19 protein-coding genes are annotated in these 21739 nt (G+C 60.6%); 4 read left to right on the forward strand and 15 right to left on the reverse strand.

All coding sequences use genetic code 11. The features are described 5' to 3' along the window. Positions 1 to 121 precede the first annotated feature (121 nt). Genes KBY02_RS18160 through KBY02_RS18170 form a run of 3 tightly spaced genes read left to right on the forward strand, consistent with a single transcriptional unit; the run spans position 122 to position 5420 of the window. Complete coding sequence (locus KBY02_RS18160; protein ID WP_011266337.1) at positions 122 to 1240, forward strand: efflux RND transporter periplasmic adaptor subunit; 1119 nt, start codon at positions 122 to 124, stop codon at positions 1238 to 1240. Then, the gene (locus tag KBY02_RS18165) at positions 1237 to 2322 is read left to right on the forward strand and encodes an efflux RND transporter periplasmic adaptor subunit (RefSeq protein WP_024639257.1); all 1086 of its coding nucleotides are present in this window, start codon (positions 1237 to 1239) and stop codon (positions 2320 to 2322) included. The genes KBY02_RS18160 and KBY02_RS18165 overlap by 4 nt, the downstream gene beginning before the upstream one ends. Next, complete coding sequence (locus KBY02_RS18170) at positions 2319 to 5420, forward strand: efflux RND transporter permease subunit (protein ID WP_024661043.1); 3102 nt, start codon at positions 2319 to 2321, stop codon at positions 5418 to 5420. The genes KBY02_RS18165 and KBY02_RS18170 overlap by 4 nt, the downstream gene beginning before the upstream one ends. 52 nt (positions 5421 to 5472) lie before the next feature. On the opposite strand, the gene KBY02_RS18175 is transcribed toward KBY02_RS18170, so the two are convergent. The 13 genes from KBY02_RS18175 to KBY02_RS18235 all read right to left on the reverse strand — a co-directional run bounded on the left by KBY02_RS18175 (position 5473) and on the right by KBY02_RS18235 (position 19202). Further along, positions 5473 to 5970, reverse strand: a complete 498-nt coding sequence (locus KBY02_RS18175) for a hypothetical protein (protein ID WP_003403170.1) — start codon at positions 5968 to 5970, stop codon at positions 5473 to 5475. A gap of 137 nt (positions 5971 to 6107) precedes the next feature. Continuing rightward, positions 6108 to 6734 (reverse strand): class I SAM-dependent methyltransferase, encoded by a 627-nt coding sequence (locus tag KBY02_RS18180; protein WP_024661045.1) that lies wholly within the window; start codon positions 6732 to 6734, stop codon positions 6108 to 6110. A 56-nt stretch (positions 6735 to 6790) separates the two neighbouring features. Beyond that, positions 6791 to 7435 (reverse strand): methionine ABC transporter permease, encoded by a 645-nt coding sequence (locus tag KBY02_RS18185; RefSeq protein ID WP_003403166.1) that lies wholly within the window; start codon positions 7433 to 7435, stop codon positions 6791 to 6793. Continuing rightward, positions 7425 to 8555: a methionine ABC transporter ATP-binding protein gene (locus tag KBY02_RS18190; RefSeq protein WP_225650670.1), complete on the reverse strand. Its 1131-nt coding sequence runs from the start codon at positions 8553 to 8555 to the stop codon at positions 7425 to 7427. The genes KBY02_RS18185 and KBY02_RS18190 overlap by 11 nt, the downstream gene beginning before the upstream one ends. Further along, complete coding sequence (locus KBY02_RS18195; protein ID WP_103359486.1) at positions 8552 to 9340, reverse strand: MetQ/NlpA family ABC transporter substrate-binding protein; 789 nt, start codon at positions 9338 to 9340, stop codon at positions 8552 to 8554. Before KBY02_RS18195 ends, KBY02_RS18190 begins: the two co-directional genes overlap by 4 nt. 838 nt (positions 9341 to 10178) lie before the next feature. Continuing rightward, entirely contained in the window at positions 10179 to 11537 is a 1359-nt protein-coding gene (locus tag KBY02_RS18200) for an LLM class flavin-dependent oxidoreductase (RefSeq protein WP_011266344.1), read from the reverse strand. Next, the gene (locus tag KBY02_RS18205; RefSeq protein WP_110393124.1) at positions 11537 to 12742 is read right to left on the reverse strand and encodes an SfnB family sulfur acquisition oxidoreductase; all 1206 of its coding nucleotides are present in this window, start codon (positions 12740 to 12742) and stop codon (positions 11537 to 11539) included. Before KBY02_RS18205 ends, KBY02_RS18200 begins: the two co-directional genes overlap by 1 nt. Before the next feature lie 25 nt (positions 12743 to 12767). Next, positions 12768 to 13940 (reverse strand): SfnB family sulfur acquisition oxidoreductase, encoded by a 1173-nt coding sequence (locus tag KBY02_RS18210; protein ID WP_024639248.1) that lies wholly within the window; start codon positions 13938 to 13940, stop codon positions 12768 to 12770. Positions 13941 to 14477: 537 nt separating this feature from the next. Beyond that, a complete protein-coding gene (locus tag KBY02_RS18215; RefSeq protein ID WP_003403135.1) occupies positions 14478 to 15197 on the reverse strand; it encodes a hypothetical protein in 720 nt (239 codons plus the stop codon). A gap of 577 nt (positions 15198 to 15774) precedes the next feature. Continuing rightward, positions 15775 to 16518 carry an L-cystine ABC transporter ATP-binding protein TcyN gene (tcyN, locus tag KBY02_RS18220; RefSeq protein ID WP_024639247.1) on the reverse strand — a complete coding sequence of 248 codons (744 nt, stop codon included), beginning with the start codon at positions 16516 to 16518 and terminating at the stop codon, positions 15775 to 15777. A gap of 3 nt (positions 16519 to 16521) precedes the next feature. Then, positions 16522 to 17190, reverse strand: a complete 669-nt coding sequence (tcyL, locus tag KBY02_RS18225) for a cystine ABC transporter permease (protein WP_003403129.1) — start codon at positions 17188 to 17190, stop codon at positions 16522 to 16524. Further along, positions 17187 to 17984, reverse strand: coding sequence for a cystine ABC transporter substrate-binding protein (tcyJ, locus tag KBY02_RS18230; RefSeq protein ID WP_024640802.1), 798 nt, complete (start codon positions 17982 to 17984; stop codon positions 17187 to 17189). The genes tcyL and tcyJ overlap by 4 nt, the downstream gene beginning before the upstream one ends. A 219-nt stretch (positions 17985 to 18203) precedes the next feature. Then, positions 18204 to 19202 (reverse strand): D-cysteine desulfhydrase, encoded by a 999-nt coding sequence (locus KBY02_RS18235; protein WP_225650671.1) that lies wholly within the window; start codon positions 19200 to 19202, stop codon positions 18204 to 18206. Between the two features lie 197 nt (positions 19203 to 19399). On the opposite strand from KBY02_RS18235, the gene epsC reads away from it, so the two are divergent. After that, a complete protein-coding gene (gene epsC, locus KBY02_RS18240) occupies positions 19400 to 20353 on the forward strand; it encodes a serine O-acetyltransferase EpsC (protein ID WP_003414200.1) in 954 nt (317 codons plus the stop codon). Positions 20354 to 20365: 12 nt separating this feature from the next. Here epsC and KBY02_RS18245 read toward each other — a convergent pair whose 3' ends face one another. Together KBY02_RS18245 and KBY02_RS18250 are read right to left on the reverse strand one after the other, a co-directional pair. Then, on the reverse strand, positions 20366 to 21073 hold the full coding sequence (locus KBY02_RS18245) for an anti-sigma factor domain-containing protein (RefSeq protein WP_011266350.1): 708 nt from the start codon (positions 21071 to 21073) through the stop codon (positions 20366 to 20368). Next, entirely contained in the window at positions 21070 to 21636 is a 567-nt protein-coding gene (locus KBY02_RS18250) for a sigma-70 family RNA polymerase sigma factor (RefSeq protein ID WP_011266351.1), read from the reverse strand. Before KBY02_RS18250 ends, KBY02_RS18245 begins: the two co-directional genes overlap by 4 nt. Positions 21637 to 21739 lie beyond the last annotated feature (103 nt).

Genomic DNA, 21739 nt, shown 5'->3' on the forward strand with positions numbered 1-21739 from the left:
GGCTCCCTTCTCCTGCAAATAGCGCCCCCCAATGAACCCTCCCTCTCGCACACAGTCGCATACTCACGCTATTCTCTCGCCCTGATCACGTCCGCATCCGGCAGTCGCACAAGGAGTCTGCATGCCCGTTCGTATTTCAAGACTGGTTACGTTCGGTCTGGCCGCTGCCTTGGCGGCGCTGGCGGGCTGTGGCGAGGAAAAACCGGCGGCGCCCGAACTGCCCAGGGTTTACGTGCAGACGGTAAAAAGTGCCGACTTCGCCGCCAGTGTCGCCCTGACCGGTGATGTTCAGGCGCGGGTGCAGACCCGCCTGTCTTTCCGGGTCAATGGCAAGATCATTCAGCGTAACGTCGATGTGGGCGACCGGGTCACTGCCCGGCAGGTGCTGGCGCGGCTCGATCCGAAGGATCTGCAGACCAATGTCGATTCGGCCGCTGCTGCCGTGGCGGCCGAGCAGGCCCGCGTGAGCCAGTCCCGCGCTGCGTTTGTCCGTCAGCAAAAGCTGCTGCCCAAGGGTTATACCAGTCGCAGCGAATATGACTCGGCCCAGGCCGCCGTGCGTGGCAGCGAGAGTTCGTTGAAAGCGGCGCAGGCGCAACTGGCCAATGCTCGCGAGCAACTGGGTTATACCGCTCTGGTCGCTGACGCGCCGGGTGTGATCACCGCGCGTCAGGCTGAAGTCGGGCAAGTGGTGCAGGCCACCATGCCGATTTTCGATCTGGCGCGCGACGGTGATCGCGATGCGGTGTTCAATGTCTACGAGTCGCTGTTCGTTCAGCCGCCGACCAATCAGGCCGTGCAGGTCACGTTGCTCGATAACCCGAACATCAAGGTCAGCGGCAAAGTGCGCGAAGTGACCCCGGCGGTGTCGGCGCAGACCGGTACCTTGCAGATCAAGATTGCCCTGGACCCGCTGCCGGAAGGCATGGACCTGGGCTCGGTGGTCAGCGTGGCGCTGAGCGCACCGGCCAACGCCAGTGTCGAGTTGCCATGGGCGGCGCTGACCAAGGACCTCGGCGAACAGTTGGGCAAGCCTGCCGTATGGGTGGTGGACGAGCAGGGCAAGGTCAATCTGCGCAAGGTCACCGTTACCCGTTACCTGACGTCCAAAGTCATCATTGGCGACGGGCTCAAGAGTGGAGAGAAAGTTGTGGTGGCAGGCGGACAGTTGTTACACCCGGACATGCAGGTCGACATTGCCGAACAGCCCAAACCACAGAATGCACAGGTGCAGCCATGAAGCGTCGGTCATGTCTGTTGCTGGGCAGCCTGCTGTTGAGCGGCGTTTTATTGAGTGGCTGTGGCAAAGATGAAGCACCTCCCGAGCCGGTGCGTCCCGTCGTGTTTGTCGAAGTCCGGCCTGAGTCGAATCAGGATTTCGGGCGTTTCGCCGGCAATATCCAGGCGCGTTATCAAAGTGTGCTGGGCTTTCGTGTCGCGGGGCGCATTGCCCGGCGCGATGTTGACGTAGGCGCTGAAGTCAAGAAAGGCGACTTGCTGGCAACCCTCGATCCGACCGATCAGCAGAACACGGTGCGTGCCCGGCAGGGCGACCTGGCCAATGTTCAGGCGCAGTTGATCAACGCCCAGGCCAATGCTCGGCGCCAGCAGGAGCTGTTCGATCGCGGCGTCGGTGCCCAGGCGCAACTGGACATCGCCCTGACCGACCTGAAGACCGCCAGCTCGTCGCAGGAGCAGGCCAAAGCCGCGGCTCAACAGGCCCGCGACCAATTAAGCTACAGCGAGCTGCGCAGTGATCACGATGCGGTGGTTACCGAGTGGAAAGTCGAAGCCGGACAGGTGGTGACAGCCGGTCAGGAAGTCGTGACCCTGGCGCGGCCGGACATCAAGGAAGCGGTGATCGACCTGCCCGATACATTGGCCGACCAGTTACCGTCCGACGTGGTCTTCACCGTCGCCAGTCAGCTGAATCCGGAAGTGAACACCACTGCCACCATTCGCGAAATCGAGCCCCAGGCCGACCGCACCACACGTACGCGCCGTGCGCGTCTGTCGCTGGCGCAAACGCCAGCGGCGTTCCGGCTGGGCACGGCCATCAGCGTGACGCTCAGCTCGACCATCACGCCGCGCATGCGTCTGCCGATCAATGCCCTGCAGGAAGTCGATGGCAAACGCCAGGTCTGGATCGTCGACTCGCAGAGCCAGACGGTGAACCCCAGAGCGGTGACTATTGCCAGCCGTGACAGCGACTCCTTCGTGCTGACCGATGGCGTCAAAGCGGGTGAAAAAGTGGTGAGCGCGGGCGTCAACAGCCTCAAGCCGGGCCAGAAAGTCAAAGTCGATGAGGAAAGCCCGCGATGAAAGGGAATTTCAATCTGTCCGAGTGGGCCATCAAGCATCAGTCGTTCGTCTGGTACCTGATGTTCGTCGCGCTGTTGATGGGCGTGTTTTCCTACATGAAGCTGGGCCGCGAGGAAGACCCATCCTTCACCATCAAGACCATGATTATCCAGACCCGCTGGCCGGGCGCGACGGTGGACGAGACCCTCGAGCAGGTCACCGACCGGATCGAGAAGAAGCTCGAAGAGCTGGACTCGCTGGACTACGTGAAGAGCTATACCCGACCGGGCGAGTCCACGGTTTTCGTGTACTTGCGTGATACGACCAATGCCAAGGCGATACCGGAAATCTGGTATCAGGTGCGCAAGAAAGTCGATGACATCCGTGGCCAGTTCCCGCAGGGGCTGCAAGGCCCGTCGTTCAACGACGAGTTCGGCGATGTGTACGGCTCGATCTATGCGTTTACCGCCGACGGTTTCTCGATGCGTCAGTTGCGTGACTACGTCGAGAAGGTTCGCGCCGACATCCGTGACGTGCCCGGCCTGGGCAAGGTCGAGATGATCGGTCAGCAGGACGAAGTGCTGTACCTGAACTTCTCGACACGCAAACTCGCGGCATTGGGCATCGATCAGAGCCAGGTGGTGCAAAGCCTGCAATCGCAGAACGCGGTGACGCCCGCCGGGGTGATCGAAGCCGGGCCGGAGCGGATCTCGGTACGCACCTCCGGGCAGTTCGCTTCCGAGAAGGATCTGGCTGCCGTCAATCTGCGCATCAATGACCGTTTTTACCGTCTGAGCGACATTGCTGACATCACCCGTGGCTACACCGATCCGCCCAAGCCGCTGTTCCGCTTCGATGGCAAACCGGCGATCGGCCTGGCCATCGCGATGCAGAAGGGCGGCAATATCCAGTCGTTCGGCAAGGCGCTGCATGAACGTATGGACGCTACGACGGCGGAGCTGCCAGTCGGCATTGGCGTGCACAAGGTGTCGGATCAGGCCGAAGTGGTGAACAAGGCCGTGGGCGGCTTTACCAGCGCGTTGTTCGAGGCGGTGATTATCGTGCTGTTGGTCAGCTTCGTCAGCCTCGGGTTTCGCGCGGGGTTGGTGGTCGCGTGCTCGATTCCGCTGGTACTGGCGATGGTGTTTGTGTTCATGGAATACAGCGGCATCACCATGCAACGGATTTCCCTCGGCGCACTGATCATCGCCCTCGGCCTGCTGGTGGATGACGCCATGATTACCGTGGAAATGATGGTCACACGGCTGGAAATGGGGGAATCCAAGGAGCAGGCCGCGACGTACGCCTACACCTCGACCGCGTTCCCGATGCTCACCGGTACGCTGGTGACCGTGGCCGGCTTTGTGCCGATCGGTCTGAACAACAGCTCGGCGGGGGAATACACCTTCACGCTGTTTGCCGTGATTGCCGTGGCGATGCTGGTGTCGTGGGTGGTTGCCGTGTTGTTTGCGCCGGTGATCGGCGTGCACATTCTGAGCGCCAACATCAAGCCCAAATCCGAAGAGCCGGGGCGCATAGGCCGGGCATTCAACGGCAGCATGCTCTGGGCCATGCGTCATCGCTGGCTGGCGATTGCCATCACGGTCGGGTTGTTCGCTGCATCGCTGTTCTCCATGCAGTTCGTGCAGAACCAGTTCTTCCCGTCTTCGGACCGCCCGGAAATTCTGGTCGACCTGAACCTGCCACAGAACGCCTCGATCAACGAAACGCGCAAGCTGGTCGATCGTTTTGAAGCGAGCCTCAAGGACGATCCGGACATCGAGCGCTGGAGCACCTACATCGGCCAGGGCGCGTTGCGTTTCTACCTGCCGCTCGATCAGCAACTGGAAAATCCGTTTTACGCCCAGCTGGTCATTGTCAGCAAAGGCCTGGAAGAGCGCGGCGCGTTGACTGCCCGTCTGCAAAAGCGCCTGCGTGATGACTTCGTCGGCATCGGGTCGTATGTGCAGGCGCTGGAAATGGGCCCGCCGGTGGGTCGTCCGTTGCAGTATCGCGTCAGCGGCGAGAACATCGACAAGGTGCGTCAGCACGCCATCGAGCTGGCCACGCTGCTTGATCACAACCCACATGTGGGCGAAGTGATCTACGACTGGAACGAGCCGGGCAAGGTGCTGCGCATCGACATCAACCAGGACAAGGCCCGGCAGCTGGGTCTGTCGTCCGAGGACGTCGCCAAGCTGATGAACAGCGTGGTCAGCGGCTCTACCGTGACTCAGGTGCGTGATGACATCTATCTGATCAACGTGGTCGGACGTGCTGAAGACGCCGAGCGGGGTACGCCGGAAACCCTGCAGAACCTGCAAATCGTGACACCGACCGGCACGTCGATCCCGCTGCTGGCGTTTGCCACCGTCGGTTACGAGCTGGAGCAGCCATTGGTCTGGCGCCGCGATCGAAAGCCGACCATCACTGTGAAAGGCGCCGTCCGCGACGCGATTCAGCCGACTGATCTGGTCAAGCAGTTGCAACCGGAAATCGACAAGTTTGCCGCGGGTCTGCCGGTCGGCTACAAGGTTGCAACCGGCGGTACGGTCGAAGAAAGCAGCAAGGCACAGGGGCCGATTGCCAGCGTTGCGCCGCTGATGCTGTTCCTCATGGCGACGTTCCTGATGATTCAGTTGCACAGCATTCAGAAGATGTTCCTGGTGGCCAGTGTCGCGCCCCTCGGCCTGATAGGCGTGGTGCTTGCGCTGATCCCGACGGGGACGCCGCTGGGGTTCGTGGCGATTCTCGGGGTGCTGGCGCTGATCGGCATCATCATCCGCAACTCGGTGATTCTGGTGACCCAGATCGATGCCTATGAGAAAAGTGGTTATCTGCCGTGGGACGCCGTGGTCGAAGCCACCGAGCATCGTCGTCGTCCGATCCTGCTGACCGCGGCTGCGGCCAGCCTGGGCATGATTCCAATCGCCCGTGAGGTGTTCTGGGGGCCGATGGCCTACGCCATGATCGGCGGCATCATCATCGCCACGCTGCTGACCCTGCTGTTCCTGCCCGCGTTGTACGTGGCCTGGTACCGCATCAAGGAGCCGACCGACGAACAGCGTCGCGAAGCGGCTGACAAGGATGAAGGCGAGCACGCGCAGCCGGCGCATTGAGTCTGGCGTGCCCTGCCGCCTGTGACAGGGGGCAGGGCTGCTGACGCGGTAATCAGTCGTTCCCGTCGGCGTCTTCGGCGTCGATCATGGACAGGCTGAGATTGGCGAACCGTACAGGGCCGTACGGTGAGGCCAGTCTTGAGTTTGAAAACGCGAGGATAAAAGCTTCTGACGGAGCCGATACGTTCAGGAAGAAGTCATCAAGCAATTCTCCGAACTTGATATCGCCGGAAATGTGTTCCCATTTCTGGGTTGCGAGGCCGATGACCGGGGATAGATTCATCGCGCCTTCCTGATTGTAGCCACCCACGGCTATAACAAAAAGTACCTCATCTATGCGCAGGTCTGCGCTCATCACATCGAATTCGATATGCAGGGTCTTCGCCCGCAGATCGACGATGGACTGGCTGATTGCCACTCCAATGTTCAGTTTAATGCTTTGACCTGCGCCTTCCCCCATGGGCTTGAAGTCTGGCTCAAAGTCCTCCGGTGTTACCCAGTGGGCAAGGCCGTCGCTGAAGTCGCCGTTCTGCACATATTCATTCGCCATGATCAGTTCCTTTGATCGGTTGATGTCAGGTCCATTGTCAGCCGTATGCAAGTACTGCTGTGCAACGATGCTAAAGCTTGCGTGGCCAGGGCGATACTGTCAGAAGTAACAGCACACCGGCTTCACAACGCCGGACATCACTGACGCCGCCAGACACTCGCCAGCCATGGTTGCTGCTCCCTCGGCAGCCCGGCGGGACGGTAGTAGTGCTCCAGTTCGACAAAGCCGGCTTCGGTCAGCAATTTTCGCCATGATTCCAGGTCGTGATAAGCGCCGTAACGTTCGCCGTTCCAGCCTTCCTGATTCTCACCGCGCGGATTGGAGCTGAACAGCACGCCGCCCGGTTTGAGCGTGGCATGCAACTGACGCAGGACGCGCGGCAGCTCCTGTTTGGGGATGTGGAATAACACTGCGTTGGCGAAGAGGCCATCGAAGCGGCCTTGCGGCAGGTCGAGTTCGAGGAAGTTTTGCTGCAACACTTCGCAGCCGGTCTCGGCGCGGGCCATCTCGGCGAAACGTTCGGAGCCGTCGAGCCCGACCGCCACATGGCCCATCGCGGTAAACGCCTTCAGATCACGCCCCGGCCCGCAGCCGAAGTCGAGAATCTGCCAGGGCGTCGGTCCTTCGATATGGCGCAGCAGCGCGTCGATATTCTGGCTGACATCGTGGTCGCGGGTGCCTGCGCGGAAGTCGTCGGCCACGCTGTTGTAGTTGCCGAGCGTCGCGGCGGTGATCTGCGCAAGGGTCTGTGGGTCGAGTTTCATCAAGGGCGGTCCGGTAAGGGAAGACCGCCAATATACCCTCGCTGCGTGGCGGCTGCTCAGCGCCTGTCGAAGCTGCGTGCCAATCGGTCGCCGCCCAGCTGCACCAGCGCGACGACCGCAACCAGCAAGACGATCACGGTCAGCATCACCTGCGTGTCGAAGCGCTGATAGCCATAGCGATAGGCAATATCGCCCAATCCGCCTGCACCGATGGCACCGGCCATGGCCGATGAGTTGATCATGGTCACCAAGGTAATGGTGAAGCCACCGACGATACCGGGACGCGCTTCCGGCAGCAGCACGTGCCAGATGATGTGCCAGCGACGACAGCCCATCGCTTGGGCGGCCTCGACCAGGCCGTGATCGACCTCGCGCAGGCTGACCTCGGCGATCCGCGCAAAGAATGGCGTGGCGGCAATGGTCAGCGGCACGACGGCTGCCCAGACCCCATAGGTGGTGCCGACAATCATCCGGGTGAACGGAATCAGTGCGACCATCAGGATCAAGAACGGAATCGAGCGAAACAGGTTCACGAAGCCGCCCAGCACGCGGTTGATCCCCGGTGCTGCGTAGATGCCGCCTTTGGAACTGGTCACCAGAATCACCGCCAGCGGGATGCCCAGCAGCAGTGCGATCAATGACGACACACCGACCATCAGGAAGGTGTCGAGGGTGCCTTGCAGCAAGCGATCAACCCACATAACCCAATACCTCCGCGCGTGGCGCCAGTGTGCGGGCGCGCGCCAGTAGCTCGTCCCGACTGTGTGGCGAGCCGGCAACCGACAGAATGAGATGCCCGATGGCCCGGTCCTGAATGCGCTCGACGCCGCCTTGCAGCAACTCCACCTTGCCGCCCAGTGCCGTGAACAGCGCCGCCAGATCCGGCCCTTCAGCGCTGACGCCGGTGAAATGCACGTCCAGCAGCAGGGCCGCATCGGGTCGTTGCGGCTGATCGCTCAGGCGCTCGGCCCACTCTTTCGGCAGTCCGGTTTGCAGCGGCGCCAGCAGGGTTTTGCTGACGTCGTGCTGCGGGTCGCCAAACACCTGCCATACCGGCCCCTGCTCGACGATTCGTCCCTGTTCCTGCACCACGACGCGGTGACAGATATCACGGATGACCGCCATTTCATGGGTGATCAGCACGATGGTCAGGCCCAGGCGCTGGTTGATCTCGCGCAGCAGGCCGAGGATCGACTGGGTGGTTTCCGGGTCCAGTGCCGAAGTGGCTTCGTCGCACAACAGAATCGCCGGGTCGTGCACCAGCGCGCGAGCGATGCCGACACGCTGTTTCTGCCCGCCGGACAGTTGCGCGGGATACGCCTTGTGCTTGTCCTGCAACCCCACCAGCTCCAGCAACTGCGCGACCTTGCGCGCGCGTTGCTCCCTGGGCACGCCGGCGACCTTGAGCGGCAGCTCGACGTTCTGCCAGACGTTCTTGGCCGACATCAGGTTGAAGTGCTGGAAGATCATGCCGATGCGTCGGCGCAGCTCCACCAGCTTGTCTTCGTCGAACTCACCGATGTCCACCTGATCGATCAATACGCGACCGTTGCTCGGTTGCTCCAGGCGATTGATGGTGCGGATCAACGAGGATTTGCCTGCGCCGCTGCGGCCGATGATGCCGAAGATCTCGCCGTGCTGGACGGCCAGATCGATATTGCCCAGCGCCTCCACCGGGCCTTGCTTGCCGTGATAGGTCTTGCCCAGGTTGATGAAGCGCACATGCGCGCGATTCAACTCCGGATGCAGCTCGGCCTGTTGCGCCCGTTGACCTGCGCCCGTTGTGTCGAGTGGCCGTTGGCGTTGCGCGGTTGCGGTCATTCTTTCCACCCGGCCTGGTAAAGCTTGCCGTTGACCTTGTCCAGTGAGGCGCGGACGACCGGCGAGTGCTGATAAATGTCGACGAATTTCGCCAGACGCGGATCATCCTTGTGGTCAGGCTTGATCACGAACTGGATCACGTATTCCGGGTGATCCAGACCGTCGAACAGGATCGCCGAGTCGGCGGGAAAGGTCTTGGCCAGACGGATGTAGGCGGGGTAGCCCTGCACCAGATCGGCATCGTCGTAGGCTCGTACCAGTTGCACGGCTTCGACCTGAATGAGCTTGAGTTTTTTCGGGTTGGCGGTGATGTCTTCCTCGGTGGCCTTGTAGCCGACACCTTCCTTGAGCGTGATCAGCCCGGCCTTGGCTAGCAGTTGCAGGCCGCGTCCGCTGTTGATCGGGTCATTGGCGATGGCGACTGTGGCGCCGGTCGGCAGTTCGTCGAAGCGCTTGTACTTCTTCGAGTACAGACCCACGTTGTTGATGATTCCCGGGGCGTAGGGCACCAGGCCGAACCCGGCGGCTTCGTTGGCATTGGTCAGAAACGGGATGTGCTGAAAGTAGTTCACGTCGATATCGCCAGCAGCGAGGCTGACGTTGGGCGCGATCCAGTCGGTGAACTCGACCAGCTCGACTTTCAGGCCCTGCTTGCCGGCCTCTTCGACAGCGGCTTCGAGCGGTATGGCGAAGGCTGCCGTGGTCCCGACTTTCAGGGGTTTGTCGTCGGCGTAAGCGGTCAGGGTCAACAGGCCGAGGGCCAGTGCAGCGAGTGTTTTGCTCATGATGCGGTCCTTTTAAAAATCCCTAAGTCTCGTCCCCACGCCTTGTGCTTATCGCTCCCACAAGACCTGTGTACAACGCCAAGCGCTTCAGTGTGGGGGCGCATGTCTTCATCAAATATGTCGGTGTGCCGTCCCCGCAGCACATCGGTCCTGTGGGAGCGAGCTTGCTCGCGAATAGGCCAGTGCAGACACAAAAAACAGGGCGTCTGGACAATCGCTTTCGCGAGCAAGCTCGCTTCCACAAAGCCTGTGCACAACGCCAAGCGCTTCGGCGTGGGGCGCATGTCGTCATCAAATACGCCGGCGTGCCGTCCCCGCAGCGCATCGGTCCTGTGGGAGCGAGCTTGCTCGCGAATAGGCCAGTGCAGCCACAGAAAACAGGGCGTCTGGACAATCGCTTTCGCGAGCAAGCTCGCTCCCACAAAGCCTGTGCACAACGCCAAGCGCTTCAGCGTTGGGGCGCATGTCGTCATCAAATACGGCGGCGTGCCGTCCCCGCAGCGCATCGGTCCTGTGGGAGCGAGCTTGCTCGCGAATAGGCCAGTGCAGACACAAAAAACAGGGCGTCTGGACAATCGCTTTCGCGAGCAAGCTCGCTCCCACAAAGCCTGTGTACAACGCCAAGCGCTTCAGCGTGGGGGCGCATGTCGTCATCAAATACGGCGGCGTGCCGTCCCCGCAGCACATCGCTCCCACAAAATTTGTGTACAACGCCAAGCGCTTCAGCGTGGGGGCGCATGTCGTCATCAAATACGCCGGTGTGCCGCCCCCGCAGCGCATCGCTCCCACAAAGCCTGTGTACAACGCCAAGCGCTTCGGCGTGGGGCGCATGTCTTCATCAAATATGTCGGTGTGCCGCCCCCGCATGCCGCTCCGGCAAGCGGTCGGTGCCTTGCGGAAACAGTTTTTTGCGCAAGCTGCCCTCCTGGTAAGCGGTTTTGTATGAGCCCCGGCGTTGCAGCTCCGGGATCACCAGGTCAATGAAGTCCTCGTAACTTTCCGGGGTGACGATGCGGGTCAGGTTGAAGCCGTCCAGGCCGGTTTCCTCGATCCACGATTCGAGCTCGTCGGCGACCTGTCGGGGCGAGCCGATCAAGGTGATGTAACGGCCGCCCAAGGCGTGCTGGTCGAGCAGTTTCTGGCGCGTCCAGTCGTTGTTTTTCAGGTTTTTGGTCGCGGACTGAATGGCGTTGTTTTTCACGTACTGAATGGGTTCGTCCAGTTCGTACTGAGAAAAATCGATGCCCGTAGATGCGGCGAAGTGCGCCACGCCAGCTTCGGCGCTGGCATGGCGGCGGTATTCGGCGTGTTTCTCCCGAGCCAGTGCTTCAGTGGCGGCGACGATCACGTTCAGGCCCATGAACACCTTGATGTCCTCCGGGTTGCGCCCGGCCTGCACGGCACTGGCGCGCACCTTGTCGACCTGCTCGCGGGTCGCGGCCTTGTTCTGCCCGCTGATGAACACGCACTCGGCGTTCTGTCCGGCAAACTGCAGGCCGCGCTCCGAGCTGCCAGCCTGAAACAGCACCGGCGTGCGTTGCGGCGACGGTTCGCAGAGGTGATAACCCTCGACCTGATAGAACTCGCCCTGATGCCGGACCTTGTGGACCTTGCCTGGCTGGGCGTAGACGCGTTGCTCGCGGTCGTTGATCACGGCATCGTCTTCCCAGCTGCCTTCCCAGAGCTTGTAAAGCACCTCCAGGTACTCGTCGGCCTGATCGTAACGGCGGTCATGTTCGTTCTGCTCGCTGAGGCCCATGGCCCGCGCTGCGCTGTCGAGGTAACCGGTGACGATGTTCCAGCCCACCCGGCCACGGCTCAGGTGATCCAGTGTCGACATGCGCCTGGCGAACAGATAGGGCGCGTCGTAGGTCAGGTTGGCGGTCAGGCCGAAGCCCAGGTGTCTGGTGACCCCGGCCATGGCCGAGACCAGCAGCAGCGGGTCGTTGACCGGTAACTGGATCGCCTCCTTGAGGGTGACGTCCACCGAGTTCTGATAGACGTCATACACGCCCACGATGTCGGCGATGAACAGGCCGTCGAACAGCCCGCGTTCCAGCAGTTTTGCCAGCTCAGTCCAGTATTCCAGGCTGTTGAATTGTGTCGAGGTGTCGCGTGGATGGGTCCACAGGCCATGGTTGATATGGCCGATGCAGTTCATGTTGAACGCATTGAGGAGGATCTTTTTACGCGCCATCAGATCGTTCCCCGCAGGGGCGGATTAGTCTCATTGAGGTAGTAATTGCCGATGGCGTGAAACTTCCAGCGCACCGGGTCATGCAGCGTATGCACGCGCGCATTGCGCCAGTGGCGATCCAGGCCGTGTTCCGCCAGTGTGGATTGACTGCCCGCCAGCTCGAACAGCGTGCTGCCGGCTGCCAGGGAAATCTCCGTGCTGATGGCGCGCGCTTCGGCCACGGCTATCGAGGCGGCGGCGACGGTCTCGGCATTGCTGTCGGCCTGAGCGACATCCAGAAATTCCCCGGCGCGTTCGAGCAGTGCTTCGGCGGCATGCAGGCGAATACCCAGCTTGCCGAAGCTGTGCAGGGCCAGCGGGTCGTCCACGGCCTTTTCGATACCCGAATCGATCCATGGCCGGGTACGCGTCTGCACGAACGTCAGGGCGTCCTCGAAGGCCGCTCGGGCAATGCCGGTGTCGATCGCAGCGTGGAGAATCTGCGCCAGTGGCCCGACCGTGGTAGGGCGCTGGAAGGCGCTCTGGAACGGCACCACATCGTTGGCGCTGACATACACATTGTCGAACACCACCGAGCCACTGCCGGTGGTGCGCTGCCCGAAACCGCTCCAGTCGTCGATGACGCTCAGCCCCTCGCTGTCGTGCGGCACGAACACCAGTTGCTGCACACCTTCATCGTCAATCACCGAGGTGGGGATACGGTGCGCATACAGCGCGCCGGTGGCGTAGAACTTGCGGCCGTTGATGCGATAACCGTCCCCGTCGCGGCTCAGGCGAGTGGTGCGGTCATGTGCGGTTCTGGTCCCCAGTTCGGCCAGCGCATTGCCGAAGCGTACGCCCGCCAGTGCCTCGGCGTACAAGCGCGCCTGTTGCTGCGGACTGCCGTTCACACGCAGCACTTCCAGAGCGTAAAAATGGTTTTGTGGAATCTGGCCCAGCGAGCCATCGGCTTCGGAAATCAGCTGGATCACCTTGGCCAGGGTGACATTGGAAACACCTGCGCCGCCGAACGCTTGCGGCACACTGATGCCCCACAGACCGGACTGGCTGAACAGGTCGAGTTCGGCATGCGGCAAACGGCGCTCGCGATCGCGTTGCGCGCTGTCGGTTTTCAATTGCAGGGCCAGTTCGCGGGCTATGTGCAGGGCCTGAGCGTCACTGGTGATCAACGCTGCGTTGACGCGCGCTTTCGGGTTGGAACTCATGAAGGGTGTTCTCCAGTGGTCTGGTTCAGATCCAGGAATGGCGAGCAGGCAGGGTGCCGTTCAAATGCCAGGTGCCGACCGCGTGGTATTTCCAGCGCACCGGGTCATGCAGGGTGTGGACGCGCGCGTTGCGCCAGTGGCGGTCGAGATTGAACTCGGCCAGGGTCGCGCGGCTGCCGGCCAGTTCGAACAGCTTCTCGCTGGCCAGCAGCGAGATTTCGGTAGTCAGTACCTTGGCCCGCGCGACCGCGATGGAGGCGCGGGCTGCCGAGTGCTCATCGATGGGGGCAGCGCTGATCTCGTCGAGCTCCTGACCCGCCTTGCGCAGCAGCGCTTCTGCCGCGTGCAGTTCGAGTTTCAGCTTGCCGATGTCGGCAATCACGTAGAGGTCATCGCTGGCGCGCTCGACATTGGCGTCGACCCACGGGCGGGATTTCTCGCGTACAAAGGCAATCGCATCGTCGATGGCGCCGCGCGCAATACCCGCGTCGATTGCGGCCTGGATCAGTTGCGAAACGGCGCCCTGAATGTTCGGCGTCAGGGACAGGCGCCAGTTATCGACCACCAGCCCGGCGTCCACCGGCACGTTGTCGAGCAGCACCGTGCCGCTGGCGGTTGTGCGCTGGCCAAAGCCCGACCAGTCATCAACGATGCGCAGGCCCGGTGTGCCGCGCTCGATGAAGGCCATGATCTGCCGGCCTTGATCATCCAGCGCCTTGACTGCGACCCAATGCGCGAACAGCGCGCCGGTGGAATAGAACTTCTGTCCGGTAATGGCAAGGCGGTCGCCATTGGCGGTGATCCGCGCCTTGAGTTCCAGCGTGTTTTTGGTGCCACGCTCAGGGCCTGCATTGCCGATGCGCCAACCGTCCAGCACGCTCTGGAACAGCGCTTTCTTCTGCTGCTCGGTGGCGCTGCTCTGCAGCAGGTGCAGAATGCCGAACTGGTTTTGCGGAATTTGTCCCAGTGCCGGGTCGGCAGCAGAAATGATCCTGAAAACTTCGGCTACCGTGACGAACGATACTTGCGGGCCGCCGTACGCGCGCGGGATGGAAATACTGCCCAGTCCGCTACGGGTGAACTGTTCGATTTCAGCCCATGGCAAGGCGCGTTGTCTGTCGCGATTGGCGGCGTTGACCTGCGCGGCCGCGGCCAGTTCATGGGCTGCTGCAATGGCTTGCGCGTCGTTTTGCAACACGCTGGCCTTCAGCAGGCGGGGTGCAACGTCAGGCTCTTGTGGAGCCTCGACGCTGTGGGCCGTTACCGTCGCCGGATCAGACTCGCGTCGCTCACCGTCAATCGATACGACCCTGGGTTTATCCACAGGGGTAGTTGTGAAAGGGACCATCGGAACCTCGTAGCAGTAGGCCGCATCAGGTGCGGCTGGAAAACATCACGATGTCCGGTGGTCCGGTGTATATACCCTAAGCGTGTATAAAAGTTTTTAAAACGTGCTTTTTGGAATAAGCATAGACAGTTATTGTCAATTGCCACTGCCCGTTCGTGTACTCACCTTGCGTCACGCAAGATGTAAGACGCCTGCGCAGAACCAAGTACGGATGAAACACGGCGGATGCCTGAGCGACGTTGAACTTTCTTACACGCCTGGCCAATGTTTAATACAGGTAATGAGCGTGAATGAATAACGCTTCGTTTTTAGAGTGATCCGTGCGGTGCTGTCTATCAAGCAGTATCGTTAGCGAAGCGGTGTGTTCGACGTGCCGTCCTCAGGCATTCAATGCCCCAGCGGTTGGATCCTTATTATACGGGGTGGTGCCCAGAGCGAGTTGTTGCCTACCCGGTCGATCACACAGTAACTCACTTCCAGCCGTTGCTCGTCTCCGCCTTCGCGTATCAACTCAGGCGGTACAACCAAATCGACCGGCTCACCGATATCGTCGGCGGTGAGCGGCGGCAGGTCCATGCGCAGATCGCCCCAACGTATGGTGATCTCGTCGTGAACAGCCATGTTCAGATAAGGCTCGATGGTCATCGGCAAGCCGCCTTCCAGGTGTCTGCGCGACAGGCCGTGGCGTATGACCGATGGCGCAACATAGAGCGGCGCCAGCCCCTGGTTTTCTTCCGTGCTGGCGCTGACCAGCAGCCCTCCCGGGGCGTCCAGCTTGACCCATAGCTTGCGGCAGGGCGAGGTGACGGGCACTCCGCCGATCTTCATGACCCGGTAGTAGGTTCTCGCCTTGCCATTCTGCAGAAAGCTTTCCGGCACACGTAGGACGACAGGCTTGCCGACGTCAGATGCCTTCAAAATTGTTGACGCGACGTAACAGCCGTCCCAAAACAGTTCGATCAGATCGCCCTCTTCCATGCTGCCGTAGGGGTCCACATGAACGACGAGTTGAGAGGCGTTCCTCACGCCTATGCCATGTCGGCTGGCCAGCGGAACAGCAGGGATCGGCAAGCTCATAGGGCTGGCTTTGCAAGTGTTTTGACTCATGTCGGGGTGCTCCTGATAATCAATAGTTCAAGTAAAGATTCGTCATAAGTTGTCATGTTCAAGTAATAAAATGTGCGGTTCAGGCAGGAGGATAAGTACCTTAAATATCCAAGTTATGGCAAACATTACAAACGGTATGAAATGCGTGCTTGAAACTTTGCGGTCTCACTGGAATGAGTGAAGTCAGTGAGCTAATGGGCTTTGCGGGCACTTGTCAATGTGCGAAGTGCATTTGAGGGTTGTTTACTTGAAAACCGGAGACTTCCTACGCTGTATGTTTGGAACCGTTGACTCCTCACTAAACAACCGTCCTACCACAAAGTATCAATGGCAGCAGGCCGTAACCGACAGGACAACGCACGGAAGGGAAAGTCTGGCAAGACGGGCACACAGCGGCGCAGCCGGCTACGAATCCAGGCGCAAAACGGGCGTACGCTAATTTTATTATTTCGATGATTTTTCGGAAAATTACGCGGGAATTCAGCAAGGATATTGAACGATTAATCCTTCCAGAAATGTAAGAAAAAAGCAGCGCCGCTGAATGGACGCTGCTTTTTGCGCAGGCTGATCGTCCTGATCAGGAGCGGGTACGCTCGAGAAACTGCCTTGTGCGTTCTTCTTTCGGGTTGGCGAACAGCGCTTTGGCTTCGCCTTGCTCCACGATCACTCCCTTGTCGATGAAGATCACCCGGTTGGCAACCTCCCGCGCAAAGCTCATCTCGTGAGTGACGATGACCATGGTGCGCTTCTCTTCAGCCAGAGCGCGGATGGTCGTCAGCACCTCACCGACCAGCTCCGGGTCCAGGGCCGAGGTCGGCTCGTCGAACAGGATCACTTGCGGCTCCATCGCCAGCGCCCGTGCAATCGCCACACGCTGTTGCTGCCCGCCGGACAGGCGTCGCGGGTAAGCGTCTTCCTTGCCGCTCAGGCCGACCTTGGCGAGCAGCTTTCTGCCCAGCGCCTCGGCGGCTTCACGGGCCACCTTCTTGACCACCACCGGGCCTTCGATGACATTTTCCAGAGCGGTGCGATGCGGAAACAGATTGAAGTTCTGAAAGACGAACCCGACCTGCTGACGCAACTGGCGGATCAAACCCTGTTGCTGGTTCATGGAACGGGTGCCATCGATCTCGATGTCACCGACCTTGATCCTCCCGCTGTCAGGCGTTTCAAGCAGATTCAGGCAGCGCAGCAGGGTGGTCTTGCCCGAGCCGCTGGGCCCGATGATGGCCACGACTTCCCCGGCTTCGATACGCAGATCGATGCCCTTGAGCACCTGATTGCCCTTGAATGCCTTGGTGAGTTTTTCAACCACTATCATGTGTCAGGTCTCCAGATCGTGCCGGTTGACCCTGGCTTCCAGCTTGTTTTGCAGGTGCGAGAGCGCCGTGGCAAGGATCCAGTAGATCAGTGCAGCGGCCAGGTACATGGTGAAAATTTCGAAGGTGCGTGCGGTGATCAACTGCGCCTGACGGAACAGCTCTGGCACCTGGATGGTGGCTGCCAGCGCCGTGTCCTTGACCAGCGAGATGAAGCTGTTGCCCAGCGGCGGCAATGCGGTGCGTGCGGCCTGCGGGAGGATCGCCCGACGCATGGTCTGCCAGCGGGTCATGCCGATACTGGCCGCAGCCTCCCACTGGCCGCGCTCCACGGAACTGATGGCCGCGCGCAGGATTTCACAGGCGTAGGCGGCCATGTTCAGGGAAAAACCGATCAGTGCAGCGCTCAGCGGCTCAAGCTGGATACCCAGCTCCGGCAGGCCGTAATAAATCACGAACAGCTGCACCAGCAAGGGCGTGCCGCGAAAGAACGACACGTAGATGCGTGCTATCCAGTTCACCGGTTTGATGCGCGAAAGGCGCATCAATGCCAGGCCGAAGCCCAGCAGCAAACCGAAAAACATCCCGCCAAGACTGAGGAATACCGTGTAGTACGCGCCCTTGAGCAGGAAGGGCGCGGAGTCCAGCGCGAGCTGAAGGCTCTCTTCAATCATTGGGTGACGTCAGCGTTGAAGTATTTTTCCGACAGCTTCTTCAGCGTGCCGTCGGCACGCAGTTTGTCGATGGCCTTGTCGATGGCCGCCAGCAATTCAGGCTCGCCTTTACGCAGGGCAATACCCGATGCCTGGCGGGAAAATGCTTCGCCTGCCGGGACGAGTTTGTTTTTTGTCTTGGCAGCCATTTCCAGGGCGGCCAGACGGTCAACGAGGATCGCATCGATACGACCTACGCTCAGGTCCTGGATCTTGCTCGGGTCATCGTCATAGGTTTTGACGATTGCGTCCGGAACGTTCGCCTTGAGCCATTCCTCGTAGTTGGTGCCCAGACCCACGCCCACCTTCTTGCCGCTCAGGTCTTTGGCAGACTTGATGGTGTCTGCGTTCTTCTTCAGAACCAGCGCCTGGATGCCGGAAATGGTGTAGGGCTCGGAGAAGTCGTACTTCTTCTTGCGCTCGTCGGAGATGGTCACCTGGTTGATCACCACGTCCAGACGCTTGGAGTCCAGAGCGGCCAGGATGCCATCCCACTTCGACGGCTGGATCTTGGCCTTGACACCCAGTTCCTTGGCCAGCGCTTCGGAAAACTCGACTTCGAAGCCGGTGAGCTTGCCGCTCTCATCCACAAAGCTGAACGGTGGGTAAGTGCCTTCCAGGCCGACATTGAGCGTACCGCTGTCCTTGATTTTCTGCAGTTGCTCGCCAGCCATGGCTTGCCCGGCGATACCGGCACTGAGCATCAAGCCCATTGCCGAAAAAAGAAACGTACGACGAATAGCGGAAATGTTCATGCGAGCCCCTGGTTGGTATGGAAGTGTCTGGCCATTTTCTGACCCGACTCAAGCAACTTCGTGCTGATTATTCAGCTTTTTTCAGGCAGTTAGGTCAGGTGTAAGGTTAAGCGTTGTGCTCTGCCGGGCGCGACTATATAGCCATCTGCTTATGAGGAAAAATAACAAAAAAAGTTATTTCCCCTCCACAAAAGCATAAAGGACCCGTTGGCTAGAACGTCACTGGTCGAACGCATCCGGATAGGCAAACAGCGCTGGCGCACCGCCGGTGTGCAGGAAGATCAGCGGGCCGTCGTTGAAGCGTTGACGGCCGATGCCATCGAGCAGACCGGACATGGCCTTGCCGGTGTAGACCGGGTCAAGCAACAGTCCTTCGTGGCTGGCCACCAGCTTGATGGCTGACAGCGTACCGGCGTTCGGTTCACCGTATCGCGGGGCGAAATACTCATCCCACAGTTCGACCTTGAAGTGTTCAGGCAGCGCAACGCCGAGCAACTCTGCGGTGCGCTCGGCCAGGCCCTGGACCTTGGGCAGCTGTGCTTCTTCACTGCGCGACACGGTCACACCGATGACCGGCAATTGCGGCAGCTCGTGAGCCAGTGCCAACGCCAGGCCGCTGTGCGTGCCGGCACTGCCGGAGGCCAGAACAACAGCCGCAAACTCGATGCCGGTCTGCTTGATCTGCTCGGCCAGTTCCAGCCCGGCGCGCACATAACCCAGCGCACCCACCGGGCTTGAGCCTCCGATGGGGACCAGATAAGGCTTTTTGCCGCTGGAGCGCAGGCGTGCAGCCAGGGCATGCAGTTGTTCGTCAGCGTTGTCGAGGTTTTCCACCAGCTCTACCTTGGCATCGAACAGTTCGAGCAGCAGGCGATTGCCGTTTTTCAGGTAGCTGGGGTCTTCGGTGCCGATGGGATTTTCCAGCAGCGCCACACAGCCAAGGCCCAGACGCGCGGCCAGGGCAGCGGTCTGACGGACATGGTTGGACTGGATGGCACCGGCGGTGATCAGTGTATCGGCACCCTGGACCAGCGCATCGGCGGCCAGGTACTCGAGTTTGCGCACTTTGTTGCCGCCCAGGGCCAGCGTTGTGGTGTCATCCCGCTTGATGTAGATATCACGATCTGCCCAGATCGACAGGCGCTCGAGCTTTTCCAGAGCCGTTGGCGCGCTGATCAGGTCCAGGCGATTGAAGCGGGCAAGCTGATTTTTGATCATGGTGGTCGATAAGCCGTGTAAAGAGTCACCGGACTATAGGCAGACGTTTCTCGCACGGCAACTTATCTGTGCGCACGGCGCTCTTCGCGTATTCCGACAGAAATTGTTGTTTTTTTCGTCTGAATGTTTGCCGTAGAGTGGTAATAGCAGCGGCCCGTACTGTCGGTCGCCACCCTTCACATCAAGGAGAGTCAAGCGTGAGCGATATTCCAGAAGCGTCCGCCGACGGCCGCTCCAGCCACTGGCAGTTGCAGCGCATCGTCAGCCAGTTGCGTGGCGCGCGTGAAGACTGGCGGGCTCGCAACAGGCGGGTGAGCGGTGAACACGGTGGACGTGAGCTGCCTTCGCGTGCGGCCATGGGCGAGATTCTTGAAGCCCTGAGCGGTGCACTGTTCCCGATGCGCCTGGGCCCTGTGGACCTGCGTGAGGAAAGCGAGGACTTCTATGTCGGCCATACGCTGGATGTGGCGCTCAACGCGCTGCTGGCTCAGGCCCGGCTGGAATTGCGCTACGTGGCCCATCAGCAGGGCGGTGACCTGAAGAGCATCGATGCGCGGGCGCTCGAGCTGATTCAGGGTTTCGCCATGGCCCTGCCGGGTATTCGTCTGTTGCTGGACACCGACGTGCTGGCTGCCTATCACGGTGACCCAGCGGCGCGCAGTGTCGATGAAGTGCTGCTGTGCTATCCCGGCATTCTGGCGGTGATCCACCATCGTCTGGCGCATTATCTGTATCGCGCCGGTTTGCCGTTGCTGGCGCGTATCAGCTCGGAAATCGCCCATTCCGCGACCGGTATCGATATTCATCCGGGCGCGCAGATCGGCCCGAGCTTCTTTATCGATCACGGGACAGGCGTGGTGATTGGCGAAACCGCGATCATCGGCGAGCGGGTGCGGATCTATCAGGCCGTGACCCTGGGCGCCAAGCGCTTCCCCTCAGACGAGGACGGCCAGTTGCAGAAAGGCCATGCACGACATCCGATCGTTGAAGACGACGTGGTGATCTACGCTGGCGCGACGATTCTGGGGCGCATCACCATCGGCAAAGGTTCGACCATCGGCGGCAATGTCTGGCTGACGCGCAGCGTACCGGCAGACTGCAACCTGACCCAGGCCAACCTGCTGCAACAGGACGACTGCAGCCGCAAGTAGGCTGCTTTCGCGTCAGATCACCTTCACCGCCCGGCCGATGAACTGAATCGGCCCGGTGGGTTTGCCGATGGGCGAGCCGGTGGATTTCTCCAGTGTCAGCTCGAACAACTGGTTGGGTTGCAGCGGCGGCAGTTTATCCAGCGGCACATGCAGGCTTTGCCCCGGTTTGACCAGCCCAAGCGAAACCGGGCCTTGCCAGTCGTCACCCTTGGTCCAGAACTCCAGTGCCTTGTCGGTCGGAACCTCGAACACGCCCAGCGGGATAAGCTGTATTTCCTGCGAATTACTGGCCTGCACGACCCAGCCAGGTGCCTTGTCCTGCGGCCCTACGAGAACCACCAGATACGACGGTTGCGCCGGTGCGCGGGTCAGCAGCGTCATGCCCAATACCAGCGAAGCAGCCAGGCCGGCCCCGGCGAGGCCGCGCCAGATCGACAGGTTGTCCCACCAGCGCACGCGCGGTCGTTGCGGCGTGCTGGCAGGCGCGGCCATGTCCAGCAGGTTACGTTCGATGCGATCCCACAGGCCAGGCGAGGGCGTTACCGGTTCGGCCAGTCCGGTCAGGGGCTGCAGACGCTGTTCCCAGGCATCGACGGCGGCCCGCAGGTCGGGCTCGCGCGACAGGCGACGCTGTACGTCGAGCCGCTTCTGCCCCGAGAGGGTGCCGAGTACATACTCGCCAGCCAGCTCGTGAATGTTGTCGTCTAAAGGCCGGGTCATCCCATGCACTCCCGCAAAGCCGTCAGGCTGCGCTTGATCCAGGCTTTGACCGTACCCAATGGCGCGCCAATTTTCTGCGCGATTTCCTGATGCGAATAACCGTCTACGTAAGCGTGAAAAATACAGTTGCGTCTTACCGGCTCCAGTTGCTCCAGGCATGACGTGATCCGTCCTGGATTGACCTGCCAATCGAAGGCATCGCCGATTTCCTGCCAGCCTTCCAGTGTCGCCTGTTCATGATGATCTTCACTGCCGTCGTCTTCGACACGCACCTCGCGAGTCGTGTTGCGCAACGTGTTGAGCGCCAGGTGGCGAGTCACGCTGAAGATCCAGCCACGTGCCGAACCACGCGAGGCATCGAAGCTGGCCGCGTGGGACCAGATTTTCAGGAACGCGTCATGCACGATGTCCTCGGCCAGTGCGCGGTCACGCACCAAGCGCTGAGCGACACCGAGCAGTCGGGCGCTTTCCTGTTGATAGAGACGCTGCAAGGCCTGTTTTTCACCGCGAGCGCAGGCCTGCAACGTCGCTTCGTAATCAAAGAGAGATTCGTGCGAAGACAAGATGATCCGCCATCAATGGAAGACTACTGCCTCGTTGACATCACGAGGCTCCCGCGCAGCAGCATAGCCTACTGTTGCACGGTCACCTGATTAAGCGCATTGA

The organism is Pseudomonas sp. P129 (assembly GCF_020312195.1).
Lineage (GTDB): Bacteria > Pseudomonadota > Gammaproteobacteria > Pseudomonadales > Pseudomonadaceae > Aquipseudomonas > Aquipseudomonas fragariae.